This window comes from Verrucomicrobium sp. 3C (assembly GCF_000379365.1).
GTDB lineage: Bacteria > Verrucomicrobiota > Verrucomicrobiia > Methylacidiphilales > Methylacidiphilaceae > Methylacidimicrobium.
On sequence record NZ_KB901875.1, the window covers coordinates 1,280,710 to 1,293,381 of the forward strand.

A 12,672-nucleotide genomic window follows, 5' to 3' on the forward strand; every position below is an offset into this window, starting at 1 on the left:
AAAGCGGCTGAGGCATGCCGGCAAGACGAGGCTTTTGTCCGAATTACGGGAACTGTCCGTTACGCGCGGATACCCGAGAGGTCATTGAGGTTCCCGAGGGGAAGGAGTTCCTCTGCCCGGACTGCGGGACCCCCTTGGTGCCGGAGGAAGAGGTCCTCCGTCGTCCAGGGAGAAGGGGAAAGCGGGCGGCCGTTCTCCTGTTGCTCTTCTTGCTGGTTGCGACCGGGACCGGACTCTGGCTCTCCTTTCGAGGAGGTCCGAAACGCGCTGTTGCTCCGCCACCCAAGCCGCCGCCGGCCCGCGAGATCCCCCCCCCCGTGATCGAAAGGACTCTTTTCACCCTCTCCGGCTCTCGGATCTTGGGAGAGAAGCTTGTTCCCGACTTGGTTCGGGCCTTTCTCTTGGAGGATCTCCGGGCAACGGGAGTGGCGATGCGGCAAGGGAAAGACGGCCGGTCGGTTGCGGTGGTGGGGAAGTCGGCGAACGGGAGCGAGGAGCTTTCCGTTCGGCTGCTTCTCTCGCACACCTCGGACGGATGGAGGGACCTGGCGGCCGGAGTAGCAGAAGTGGCGATGGCCTTCCGAAAGATTACTCCAGAGGAAGCAACCCTTTTCGGCAAGGCGCTCAACATCACGGCTCCCGACTCGGAGCATGTGATCGGGGTGAGCGGCATCGCGGCCATCGTCTCGCCAGCCACTGCCGTTTCGAAGCTCTCTCTGGGCGAGCTTCGCAGGCTCTTCGGAGGAGAGGTTGCGGATGCGAGGTCCCTCGGCTTCCCGCAAGCAAAGGTCGTCCTCTCTGCTCCTCCCGCCGCTTCAGGAAGCTGGCAGCTCTTTTCCCGCCGGGTGATGGCAGGGTCGCCCGCGTCGGTCAACGTCACCCGCCGGGAAGGCGGAGCGGAGATCTCGTCCCGGGTAGCAGCCGATGCGCAAGCCTTGGGAATCGTCGACTTTCCCCACATCGGGACATGCAAGGCGCTCGCCCTGTACGAGAAGGGGACCCATCCGCTTGCTCCGACTTTCCCTTCGCTCGAGTCGGAGGCCTACCTGCTTTCGACCCGGCTCTACCTCTACACCAAAGGAAGCGGGCGAAACCCTGACGTGGATGCCTTCGTGCAGTTCGTGCTTTCCGATCGAGGGCAGCAGCAGGTGCAGAAAGCAGGCTTCGTTGGGGCCACCACAAAGACTGCGGAAGGGGCGGAGTCGTTGATTCAACGAGCCGCGGAGATCCCTCGGGATGCGCCCGCCAGCTACCGCGATCTCGTCAAGGAAGGGAACCGGGTGGCTTTCGACGTTCGGTTCCGGACCGCGAGTGCCGAGCTGGACAACAAGGCGCTGGTGGATATCCGGCGGTTGGCGAAGCTGATGGAACGAAAGGAGGAGAAGGGCGAAGCGGTCCTGTTGATCGGCTTTACGGATAACGTGGGGGATCGCGCCTACAACCTGCGCCTCTCGGTCGAGCGGGCGCAGAGCGTCGGGCAGGCGCTCCGCGTCCTGGGCATCCCTGTTGCGGCGACTGCGGGCGAGGGAGACCAGATGCCAGTCGCTTCCAACGAAACGGAGGAGGGCCGGGAGAAGAATCGCCGAGTCGAGCTCTGGATCGTCCGGGGAAAAGCGGCGGCGCCCTCCGCAGGTCCGTGAGTCGGCGAACGCGCCTTTGACAGAAGCGGCGATATGAGATAAAATCCAGTCAGATTGACCGTTCAGGATTCGCATGAGTGATCTCATTGATCCCGATGCGGATGTAAAACCAAGAGTGCAAGCCGGCGAGCCCGCTTCTAACGGGGCTGCGCGCGGTGGGCGCACTTTCCCCAAGGCCGCATCCGTTCGTACCCAAAAAGGGAAATGTCCCAACGTGGGGGAGTGCTCCCTTGGTGGAACGTTTGTCGAGGTTCCCAAGGGAGCGTCCTTCGTCTGTCCGGAATGCGGCAGTGAGCTTTTGCCGGCTCGAAGGAGAAGGGCGGGAAGCCGAAGGAAGCTGCTTTTTTTGTTTTTCCTGGTTGCCGGGCTTTGCCTTTTGGGCGTCGGGTCGTTTCTGACGCTCGGGCCGTTCCTCGCTGGCTTGTTCGGACCGAAAAGCCCGCTGGACGGAGGGAATGCGACGGCGGGAATGGGCGAGCTCCCTACCACGCAGAGGAAGCTCGAACCTCCTCCCGAAAGGAAGCCGACGCTCGCCGAGGCGGAGGCGGCTCTCCGGAAAGAACTCCCCAAGGGAATCACGTTGGTCTCCCTCAAGTCAAACGAGGAGCAGAAGAGGGCGGATGGCTCCTGGAATGTTGCTTACGACGCGACCGTCGTGGCCGAAAATGATCAGTATTGGGTTCCCATCGCCGACTTGGATGCGGCCAACCTCACGAAACGGTTAAAGGAGATTCCCTCCGCGGAGCGTCCCTGGGCTCGTCGGCACCTGAAGGACCTAGTCCTGACGCAGGATCAGGCTCCGGGTCAGGAGTATCTCTTCCACCGCAAGAAGCCGCTGGAATCCTTGGCTCCCGGGACTCCGTTTCCGTTTGTCTGGAAGGTGGTGGCGACGCAAGCGGAGGATGGATCGTGGAAATTCGTTCCGACCGCACCGCTGCCTTTTGCGGCACCGGCTCCGAGCGAAGGAGGGCCTGACACGCGGGTCGTGCTGCGGAGCAGCCCCGAGGTCCAGCAGGCACAGTTGCTTGAGGAGCGGCGATGGGGTCGATTTGTCGAGAGGTTGAAGGAGATTGATCGGCAGGCCCAGCAGCAGTACCGGGAGGTCATGAACGATGCGCCTGCCTACGTGAGAAGGCCTGATGTCTTTCGAGCAGGCAGTGGGGGTCCGACCACGATGGGGGAAGGAGCCGGCATCGGTGCGGCCGGCGGTGCCTTGGGGGGCGCGATGTTCGGTGGCGGAGAGGGAGCGGCCATCGGCGCCGGAGTGGGAATGCTTCTCGGAGCCCTGGGCGGGGGCATCTACTCTCATCAGAAGCAGCAGAAGCAGTACGAGGCGGCGCTCGTCGAGCGGCGCAGATACCTGCGTCAGGCCGAGATGGCCGAGCGCAACGAGCGGAATCATCTCCTTTCCCAGTACGAGCAGGAGTTGGAAGGAGAAGCCCAGCAGCGGCTCTCTCTCTTGGCGGGAGGCTCTTCGGCGGCTGCCAACCCAGCCCCTTACAGTGGCAACTCGAACCATCCGGGGGCTGGCCCTCCGGCGATGCCCCCCTTCGCTTCGGATGGCTCAGCTCCTCCACCCATGCCTCCGCTGCCCGGGGAAGAGCCATACGGAACTCCGGCGCCCGGTGTCAACGATCCTCCGGGCCCTCCCGGGCCGTTGGAGAATGGTTCCCCATTCCCGCCCGCGGATAACAGCGGACCACCGCCTCCTCCACCCCCTCCTCCGCCCTATTGAGTGGGGATCGATGTAGGTCAGCCTGCCGGTCTCACAAGCGTCCTCCTGCGGCTTGCGAAATGGAACTGTCTGCTTCGTTGGGACTTGGGTTTTTGGCTCTCCTCGCAGTATGTCGTCATACATCTCCGGAGGAAAGCTGGCGCCCCGCCTTGCATTCAGGCCCATCGGCCCTCGCCTCGGGTACGAACCTTGTGAGACCGGCAGCCTAGCCGCCAGCGACAACGCGGAGCACTTCCAATCGATCACCGGGCTCGAGTCGGCGTTCGACCCACTGCCGTCTCGGAAGAACCTCTTTGTTCAGTTCCACCAGAGACAATTTGGCAGGGTAACCGAGCATGAGCAGGAGATCCGCGACGGTGGTGCCGGATGGAACGGTTTTCTCTCTGCCGTTCACACGGATGAAGCATTCGTCAGGCATTCTTCCCAATCCTTCCAGACGGGCTCATAGCCGAGTTGTCGAATCCGATCGGCAATGACGTAAGGGGGACGTTCATCGGAAAGCGTGAACTGCTCGGTCGCCGCCGCCGTCGATTCCTCCCGATCCGGCGGTTCCTCATGGCCGCGAACCGTGCGATGGAGCCGCTCTCTGCCTGCCCCTGTATAGCCGCCAGGATCGGTCCGGGACCCGGCGCTGACCATGGTGACCCCCAAGGGGATCAGTCGGTCGCGAAGCGAGGGGGCCTCTCGAGTGGAGAGAACGAGGCCGACCTGAGGGAAAGTGATCCGCAGCGCACAATGAAGCTGGGCCAGCTCGCGATCGGAAACGGGGTGTTCCGGCGAAAAGCCCCCGGCGGACGGGCGCAGGCGGGGCAGGGAGATCGTCAGGTAGGATCGCCAGGCATGCTTGAGAAGCCAAGCAGCATGGGCGGCCAAGGCGAAGGCATCTTGGCGCCAGGGCGCCAAGCCGAGCAGGGCGCCGATCCCGATCCGGCGGAATCCGGCTCGATAAGCCCTTTCCGGAGCTTGGAGCCGCCAGACGAAGTCGCGTTTCGGTCCGGAGAGATGGAGAGAGGAGTAGGCTTCCGGGAGATAGGTCTCCTGGTAGACGACCAGACCCTCGGCGCCGGCATCGACGATCTCCTGGTATTCCACGGTTTCCAGCGGTGCGATCTCAATGGAGATCGACGGGAAATAGGGACGAATGCTTCGGATGGACGAAGCCACATAACCGGGCGTAACCCACTTGGGGTGTTCTCCCGCGACCAAGAGGATCGAGCGGAAGCCCTGCTCGGCCAGGCAGCGCGCTTCCCGCTCCACCTCCTCCGGGCTCAAGGTGAGCCGGAGGATCGAATTGGTCCGCGAGAAGCCGCAATAGCGGCAGACATTGACGCACTCGTTCGAGAGGTAGAGGGGAGCAAAGAGGCGGACGGTTTTCCCAAAGAACTGAGCGGTTAGGTTTTGGGCTTCCTGCGCCATGGCCTCCAGTTCCGGAGCGCTCTTTGGTTCCAGCAGAGAGCGAAACCGGGTTTGCTCCCGGAAGAAGGGGAAGTTTCTCTCGGCGAGATTGTCGGAAAAAGCCATACGGCAAACCTACCGCAGGCCGCAGTTGCTCACAAGCGGGTGGGTGGGGGGGGGGAAGCAGAAAGTCTTCTTTCCCTCGTCGGCCGGGGGTAGGATTCTCCGTGCCTTTTGAAGGCTTCCTTCCATGCGGGCCGACGCCGCGCGGGCAACCGATCCGGCATCTCTATGTGCATATACCCTTTTGCGCGACGATCTGTCCCTATTGCGCCTTCCATGTTCATACCGGCTCGGCTTCGGAGATGCGCGTCTTCCTCGACGCCCTTTTGCGGGAATGGGAGGGGGTATGTCGGGACTACCCGGTCGAAGCCGAAACGCTCTATCTGGGCGGAGGAACTCCATCGCTTTTGCCTCTGGACGCATTCCTCCGGCTCGCGGAAGCGATCCATCCATGGGAAGCCCGCGAAGCGACGCTAGAGGCGAATCCTCGAACGGTGACTCCCGAGAAGGCATCGGCTTGGTGCGAGCTTGGGGTCGGGCGGGTGAGCCTGGGCGTCCAGTCGCTCGATTCCACTGTGCTTCGCACGCTCGGCCGCCGGCACACCCCGGAGGACGTGAAACGGGCGGTCTGTACCCTGCGGGATGCCGGATGCAGGAACATCAACGTGGATCTGCTTTTCGCGGTCCCAGGCCAGTCGCCCGCCTCGTGGCACGAGACCTTGGAAGGAGCGATTGCGCTCGGACCCGAGCACATTTCGGCCTACGAGCTCACCTATGAGGAGGATACACCCTTTTTTAGGGCGCGGGCGGCGGGAATTTGGCACGAGGACGAAAATCGATCGATCGAAATGTATCGGACTGCCTGGCGGCTCTTGGAAGATGCGGGATATCGGCAGTACGAGATTTCCAACTACGGCCGACCGGGTTGGGCGTCTCTGCACAACCAGGGTTATTGGAAAGGGAACGACTACCTCGGTCTTGGGCCCGGCGCTTGTTCGACGGTTGGCCTCCGCCGTTGGCAAAACCGCAGGCAGACGGATGGGTATATCGCTGCGCTGTTGGCTGGGCAGGACCCTCCGAGGGAGCAGGAACCGCTCTCGGAAGAACTACGGCAACGCGAACGGCTACTCCTGGGCCTTCGGACGAGCGGCGGGATTCCGGCCTCTTGGATCGGGGAAAACTCGGAGGACGTCTGCGCCCTGACCCGGCAAGGCTTGGCCGAACTCTCTGATGGAACCTTTCGCCTTACCCCTGAGGGGAGGCTTCTGGCCGATGGAATTGCCGGTCTCTTTATCTGATGGTCAGGCGCAGACGATTGTCCAAAAAGATCCCCTACTTGTCGCTGGTCGCCTCTCGATCGGAGGGGAGCGGGTAGGGATCGAAACGGAAAATGATTTCCCCTTTCTTACCCAAGCTCAGCCGGTCTCGGGCGATTCGCGTGACATAAGTCGGGTCCGACTGGAGCAGCTCGAGCTGGAGATTGAGGTCACGACTGCGACTTTGCTCGACAGCAGCCTCATGTTGGAGCTTCTCTTTCTGGCGTTCCAGGCGATCGATCTCTTGCACGAGCGGCCAAAAGGCGGTCAAGAGCACGGCGCCGCCCGCGAGCAGGATGCCGAGCCAGAGCAGATGGCTTAGCGTTGCCCATACCGTGCTGCCTTTCATATCCCGTACTCCGCTTTTGGCGAGCAGCTACGGGGGCCAGCTGCCGGCAAAAGCCAGCACGGTGTCCGCCGCCCTACCAGCGCCCATACCTGCCATTCTTCCCTAAATCCTCTTCGATCCGTAGAAGCTCGTTATACTTAGAAATCCGGTCCGAGCGGGCGAAGGAGCCCGTCTTGATCTGAGCGGCATTGCAAGCGACCGCCAGGTGCGCGAGAAAGGGATCCTCCGTCTCTCCTGAGCGGTGGCTGAGCATCACCTTGTAACCGTTTCTCTTGGCCAGGTCGATGGTCTCGAGGGTTTCTGAGATGGTCCCGATTTGATTCGGCTTGATCAGGATCGAGTTGGCGACTCCCTGCTCGATCCCCTTGCGCAGAAACTCCGGATTGGTGACGAAGAGATCGTCTCCGACGAGCTGCACCGATGCTCCGAGCTCGCGCGTCAGAATCCGCCATCCCTCCCAGTCGTTTTCCGCGGCTCCGTCTTCGATGGAAACGATCGGAAAGCGCCTGCAAAGCTCCTTGTAATATTCGACCAGGTGGATGGCGGGCATGCGCCTCTGGTCGGATTTCCGGAAGACGTAGGCCCCCGACCCCGGGTCAAAGAATTCGCTTGCGGCCGGGTCCATGGCGAAAGAAATCTCCTTGCCGGGGGTGTAGCCGGCCCGCTCGACGGCCGCGCAGAGCAGTTCCAGTGCATCCTCGGCTGAGGAGAGGCTCGGAGCAAACCCTCCCTCGTCGCCGAGGCCCGTTCCGAGGTTCCGTTCCGGCAGAAGAGCGCGAAGGGCGTGAAAGGTTTCCGCTCCGAACCGGATTGCTTCCGAAAAGGTGGGAGCGCCCCGTGGCACGATCATGAACTCCTGAAAATCGAGAGGGGCATCGGAGTGGGCTCCGCCGTTGATCACATTGGCAAACGGCATGGGCAGCAGCACGCTTCCCGCTCCCCCGAGATATCGGTAGAGAGGGATTCCGAGAGAGAACGCGGCAGCCCGAGCGACCGCCATGGATACCCCGAGCATGGCATTCGCGCCGAGGTTGCTCTTGTTCTTAGTGCCGTCGATCTCGCGAAGTAGGCGATCGATCTCCTGCTGGTCGAGAACGTTGCGGCCTTGCAGGACCGGGGCGATCAGTTTCTGCACGTTCTGGACCGCTTTTCCGACTTCCTTGCCCCCGTAGCGCGCCTTGTTCCCGTCCCGCAGCTCGAGCGCCTCGTTGGTCCCTGTGCTGGCTCCGGAGGGAACCATCGCCCGGGCGTTGACGCCCTCCTCCAGCACGACTTCCGCCTCGAGCGTCGGGTTGCCGCGGGAATCTAAAACCTGACGAGCCCAGATCCGATGGATGGAGAAACGACCCATATTGACCACTTTCTTGGCTGCGAGCGACTTTCAACACAAGCCAATTCTTGGGCCGGCTCGGGTTAAACCTGCCTATCTCCCAGGCGTTCTCCTGCAGCTTGCGAAAGGAACCTGGCTGCTTCGTTGGGACTTGGGTTTTTGGCTCTCCTCTCAGTATGTCATCCTACAGCTCCGGGGGAAAACCTGCGCCCCGCCTTGCATCCTGGCCCATTTGCTGCGCCTCGGCTACGAAAGTTGTGAGAAATGGCGGTTAATGCATCATTCCCCCGGCGGGAGGCTTGGCTCCCTTCGCGGGAGCCAGGAAAAAGGCCAGGGGCAGCGATGCCAGGCAGACATAGCCCGACCATTGGAAGATATCGACATAGGACCAGAGGCTCGCTTGATCGGTGAGGGTCCGGTAGAGAACTCCCAAGGCCTGCTGCGCTCCCGGCACCGTCCCCGACTGAGCAGCGAGATACCCCTGGACCGAGGCAAGCGTGTCCCGGTAGTTCGGGTTTTCCGGGGTGTAGTAGGCCGCCAGGAAATTCTGATGGACCTGGGCGAAGCGCTGGGAATAGGTCGCGATGAGCGAAGTGCCGACGCTGCCGCCGATGTTCCGTAAGAGATTGAAGATGCCGGTGGCGTTTCCCATCTGCTCCCGGCGCAAGGTGATGACGGCGGCGGTCGTGAGCGGGACGAAGACGAGCGGAGCCCCAAAGCCGTTGAGAATGTTGGGCACGATCACATTGAACTGAGAGATCTCGATGTCGAAGTTTCCCATGAGAAACGAAGAAGCCGCCAGAAGGACGAAGCCTAGCGCGACCATACTCCGGGCGCTCATGTGCCCGAGCATCCGCCCGGCGAAGATCGCCCCGGCCACCGCTCCGACCCCGCGGGGACTTACCGCAACTCCGCTCTGAAAGGCCGTGTAGGAGATCAGGGTCTGGAGAAAGAGCGGCAGAGCGGCGAGCGTTCCATAGAGGACGACGCCAATCAAAAAGACCAAGCTGACGCCGGTGGCGAAGCTCCTGTCCTTCAGGATGCGGAGATCGACCAGCGGTTCGAGGACGGTCATCTCCCGGATCACGAAGCAGATCAGGCCCAGGAAAGAGAAACCGGCCATCCAGCGCAGCCAGACGGCCCCGAACCAGTCGTCCTCCTGTCCCTTGTCTAAAAGGACCTGCATGCAGCCGAGCCAGAGGGTCAGAAAGAGCAACCCCCAGACATCGACCTTGGTCGGCCGGTTGTTCCGGAGATAGGGCGGATCCTCGACGAAGAGGACCGAAAGGAGGATCGCCAAGAGGCCAACCGGCAGGTTGATGTAAAAGCACCAGCGCCAGTTGGCGTTGTCGGTCAGCCAGCCGCCGAGCAGGGGGCCGAAGATGGGCGCGACCACGACTCCGAGAGCAAAGAGGCCCATCGCCTGTCCTCGCTTGGAAGGCGGAAAGCTTTCCAAGAGGATCGCTTGCGAAATCGGCTGGAGTCCCCCGCCCCCAGCACCTTGCAAGACACGGAAAAGGATCAGGGTGCCAAGATTCGAGGCGGCTCCGCAGGCGGCGGAACTGATCGTGAAGATCACAATGCAGGCCAGGAGGAGATTCCGCCGGCCGAACCGCCGGCCGAGCCAATCGGTGAGCGGTAGGACTACCGCGTTGGAGACCAGGTAGCTGGTGAGCACCCAGGTCGCCTGCGAGTTGCTTGCCGCCATCCCGCCCGCGATGTAGGGGAGGGCCACGTTGAGAATGGTGGTATCGAGCACCTCCATGAAGGTTGCCAGCATGACGGAGAGGGCGACAACCCAGGGATTGTGTCGTGGACGCCAAGCGCTGTCGGAATCGGGCTGAGGGTTTCCGTCCATGGCAAGGTTTGGAGCCTACCGCTCTCCCCCGAGCGAACCAAGGAGAAGATGGCACTCGGCGGTTTCCTCCCCAGGGTCTTTTGTTTTTGCGTTCCTGCGGCGGCGAGGACGGCCAGACATTGTTTAGGGGTGGAGCAGAATCGTTCGCGGAAGTGCGGGAGGGGTGGTTCGCCGAAGCGTTCGGCGAGGAGCGAGAGGAGGGCGTTAGGGATGAGCGCCAAGTTGGCCAGTAGGTTGGGCTGGCGAGAGCGGGAACGGTCTTCGCCCATCAGGACATCGCGTCGCCAATGATTGCGGATTTCGGCCCCGCCCCAATGTCCTCGGATCCAGTCCAACCATTCTTGGGGCGCATACGGATCCGGTGGCGCGCTGGAGAGGGAGTAACGGGACTCGGGTGCTGGTGAGACCATCCTTTTCTTCGTGCGCCGGCTGCGCACGACGATCAGGGTGCGGGCAAAGGGGAAGTCGACGGCCAGGGGCTCGATGGGGAAGGCATGGAGCCTGCGGGTTTCGACCCGGCCATGACCGGATTGGTTGTCGGTAAAAAGGGGGTCGGGCAAGGCGTCCAAGGCTTGCGCCTCTTGGAGCAAACGAGGCTGATTTCCCTTGATCCCAAACAAGTAATCGCCCCCTTTTCCCCGATGAGACGGGCCTGGCGCCGCTGACAAAGCAATGGGTCGGTCGTGATGATTTTGCCATCCAGGGCCGGCAGCTTTTCCAGCAGCGCCACCGCCGCGCTTTGTTCGCAACGGGGCGTGTCCTGCTTTTGGTCGTGGACCGCCACCGCTTGCGGGGCGCCGTCCTCCTGTTGGGCCAAGGTCAGGAGGCCAATGGGATGACGAATCCTTTTGCCGTCCAAGGCCAGCGCCTGCGGCAGCAGGCCGCTCTGTGCTTGCAACCAGTCGGTGAGCCTGGCGGCGAAGGCTTCGGGATCCATGCGGGTGAGCACTTGGTAGAAGACACTGTAGCCGGGAACCGGATGAAAGCCTCCAGTGCCCTTCTTGAGCGGCAAGCCCAGCCGACAGCGCTGGGGCTGGGTCAGACTGGTGGCGAAACGGGCGATCTCGGCGATCTCCCGCCGCCCGGCCAAAAGCGCCATCGCGCGATCAAGGTCAACACCGATCCGACCGGATAGTGGGCGTTCTTCATGCGCGGATCGGGCGCTTTCCAAAAGACATCCAGCAACGATTCGAGCTGCTGGGCATTGACCGGCAGCGTGCCCGAGGGCCTCGCGCTCAAACCGGCGCGGCACTCTTCGGGTAATTGGGCCACTCGTAGCGTTTGCCGCGCTTGCGCCGAAAGAGGACGCAGCCAGAGCTGCTTGGGCTGGTCATTGGGCAGGTAAAAATCGGCCCGATGGCGGCTGTAGCCGGCGCTGTAGCCTACCGCTTCCCAGTCGCTGGCCTTGTAGCAGGTCCCCGCATAGGCCTCCGGATCGGTGAAGCTCTCGGCCAAAAGCGGAGTGTAGCCAAAGCGATCCCGCCACTGCCCCGGCAACGCCCGCAAGGCCGCTCCCAAAGCTTGGGAGGCCAGATTGGGTGCCTGCCCCTTTGGGGGTTGAGCAGCAGAAAACGCCGATTTTGTACGATCAACTTGAGCCGCTCCACCCGCTGTACGGCGCTCCATCCAATCCACCGATCCCGATCCTTGAGCGCGTAGCAGGCCGGCCCCCAAGCCAGCAGCGCCACCGCCTGCCCATCTTGGGCAATGACCTGGCGCAAATCGTCGCCCACCGATCGCCCAGCCCCCAGATAGTGGCGCTCCTTCCACTGCCCATCGAACGATTGGGTTTCTTCTGGAGAACTGGCAACCGAAACTTCCAGTCCGCGATCCCTTGCTCCACCGGTTCCTGAATGGAAACGCTGTCTCATCGAGCCTATGGCATCGAAAAAGTCGCCTCATGTTTAGCCTTTCTTTCCCTCCCTGGCGCAGAATCACTTGTCCGTTCATAAAAAAAGGCCCTGGTTTCCTCTCGGAAAGCTGGACTCGTCCTAGCCGCCATTTTTTACAAATTTCGTAGCCGAGGCGTCGCAAATGGGCTTGGATGCGAGGCGGGGCGCCGGTTTTCCACCGGAGCTGTATGAGGCCGCAAGGATGGAAAACCAAGCGAGAGCGAAGCAGGCGAGCCCATTTTGCAAGCCGCTGGAGAAAGCTTGGGAGAAATGGCGGCTAGTTATACCGTCTTTCGGGTGAATCTCTACCTTGTGACGCACGGTAGTGCGGTGCCGGGCGAGAAAGATCCCGAACGGCCGCTTTCGGAGGCTGGCATCACCGAATCCTCCCGAGTGTCTCGGCTCTTGCTCAACTGTGGGGTTCGCGTCCAAGTCCTAGCTCACTCCGAGAAGACCTGCTGCCGCCAGTCTGCTCAAATCCTCTTGCCTGCCATCTTCCCGGGCGGACGCCTGACTTTTTGGGAGGGTCTCGGTCCCGACGATTCCCCACGCTCGGCCATCAAGGCGATCAAAAGGGAAAAAGCCGATCTTCTGCTTGTCGCTGAAACTCCCCATGGCTAAAACCAGGGGGTTCTAGAGAATAGAGATCCGGCTCTCCGGGGCTCTCGCTTGCGCTACAACATCCCCGGCCTTGCCGGAACGGCTGCGAGGGCAGCCGCTTCCCATTTTCCCCTTCGACGGGCGACCAGCTCTGACATTCTTGACGTGCGGTCGAGACAAGCCCTCCCGGCTCGCTGGTTCCTTCACCCTCGACATCGCCCGTCGCGGGAGCGGTTCCGCACCCGGCCAAGCCTTTCGGACCCGGCTAATGTCGAGGAAATCCTTCTCGGAGCATTTCGCGAGAAAGGCGCTGTAGAGATCCCGCTGCACCGGCTCGGTGCGGCCATCGCCGAAGACGTGCGTCCGCAAAGAGAGTGGCTTCTTCACGTATTGGCCGGTCGTATGGTCGAACTGGCTCAAGCGGGTCTTCCGGGGGTCGATCTCGATGAATCCGCCGCCAGCGCTTTCAGCCTTGCGGCGAATCCTCTCCACCC

General features: G+C 62.2%; 10 protein-coding genes and 3 pseudogenes. 4 read left to right on the forward strand and 9 right to left on the reverse strand.

Annotated elements, in window-relative coordinates; genetic code table 11:
* The first annotated feature begins 14 nt into the window (after window positions 1-14).
* Window positions 15-1,640: a phosphate ABC transporter substrate-binding/OmpA family protein gene (locus A37A_RS0106875; RefSeq protein WP_018290783.1), complete on the forward strand. Its 1,626-nt coding sequence runs from the start codon at window positions 15-17 to the stop codon at window positions 1,638-1,640.
* A 73-nt stretch (window positions 1,641-1,713) separates the two neighbouring features.
* The gene (locus tag A37A_RS20025; protein WP_231363799.1) at window positions 1,714-3,375 is read left to right on the forward strand and encodes a hypothetical protein; all 1,662 of its coding nucleotides are present in this window, start codon (window positions 1,714-1,716) and stop codon (window positions 3,373-3,375) included.
* A gap of 205 nt (window positions 3,376-3,580) precedes the next feature.
* Here the strand turns inward: A37A_RS20025 and thiS are convergent, their stop codons facing one another.
* Window positions 3,581-3,793, reverse strand: a complete 213-nt coding sequence (gene thiS, locus A37A_RS0106885; protein WP_051076254.1) for a sulfur carrier protein ThiS — start codon at window positions 3,791-3,793, stop codon at window positions 3,581-3,583.
* Complete coding sequence (thiH, locus tag A37A_RS0106890; RefSeq protein WP_018290786.1) at window positions 3,766-4,896, reverse strand: 2-iminoacetate synthase ThiH; 1,131 nt, start codon at window positions 4,894-4,896, stop codon at window positions 3,766-3,768. The genes thiS and thiH overlap by 28 nt, the downstream gene beginning before the upstream one ends.
* A 101-nt stretch (window positions 4,897-4,997) precedes the next feature.
* Here thiH and hemW point away from each other — a divergent pair, with 101 nt between their 5' ends.
* A complete protein-coding gene (hemW, locus tag A37A_RS0106895; RefSeq protein ID WP_018290787.1) occupies window positions 4,998-6,131 on the forward strand; it encodes a radical SAM family heme chaperone HemW in 1,134 nt (377 codons plus the stop codon).
* A gap of 34 nt (window positions 6,132-6,165) precedes the next feature.
* Here hemW and A37A_RS16265 read toward each other — a convergent pair whose 3' ends face one another.
* The 6 genes and pseudogenes from A37A_RS16265 to A37A_RS22000 all read right to left on the reverse strand — a co-directional run.
* Window positions 6,166-6,498 carry a septum formation initiator family protein gene (locus tag A37A_RS16265; RefSeq protein ID WP_018290788.1) on the reverse strand — a complete coding sequence of 111 codons (333 nt, stop codon included), beginning with the start codon at window positions 6,496-6,498 and terminating at the stop codon, window positions 6,166-6,168.
* A 73-nt stretch (window positions 6,499-6,571) separates the two neighbouring features.
* Window positions 6,572-7,849, reverse strand: a complete 1,278-nt coding sequence (eno, locus tag A37A_RS0106905) for a phosphopyruvate hydratase (RefSeq protein WP_018290789.1) — start codon at window positions 7,847-7,849, stop codon at window positions 6,572-6,574.
* Window positions 7,850-8,099: 250 nt separating this feature from the next.
* Window positions 8,100-9,686: a DHA2 family efflux MFS transporter permease subunit gene (locus A37A_RS0106910; protein ID WP_018290790.1), complete on the reverse strand. Its 1,587-nt coding sequence runs from the start codon at window positions 9,684-9,686 to the stop codon at window positions 8,100-8,102.
* Between the two features lie 245 nt (window positions 9,687-9,931).
* A pseudogene (locus tag A37A_RS21295) lies at window positions 9,932-10,435 on the reverse strand (hypothetical protein); the annotation flags it as partial.
* 289 nt (window positions 10,436-10,724) lie between these two features.
* Window positions 10,725-11,312 carry a hypothetical protein gene (locus tag A37A_RS21300; RefSeq protein WP_343122733.1) on the reverse strand — a complete coding sequence of 196 codons (588 nt, stop codon included), beginning with the start codon at window positions 11,310-11,312 and terminating at the stop codon, window positions 10,725-10,727.
* Window positions 11,312-11,557: pseudogene (locus tag A37A_RS22000) on the reverse strand (hypothetical protein); the annotation flags it as partial. The gene A37A_RS21300 and the pseudogene A37A_RS22000, both read right to left, overlap by 1 nt.
* Before the next feature lie 291 nt (window positions 11,558-11,848).
* On the opposite strand from A37A_RS22000, the gene A37A_RS16275 reads away from it, so the two are divergent.
* Window positions 11,849-12,199: a hypothetical protein gene (locus tag A37A_RS16275; RefSeq protein WP_155996512.1), complete on the forward strand. Its 351-nt coding sequence runs from the start codon at window positions 11,849-11,851 to the stop codon at window positions 12,197-12,199.
* A gap of 12 nt (window positions 12,200-12,211) precedes the next feature.
* On the opposite strand, the pseudogene A37A_RS21310 reads toward A37A_RS16275, so the two are convergent.
* Window positions 12,212-12,672, reverse strand: a pseudogene (locus A37A_RS21310) (hypothetical protein); the annotation flags it as partial.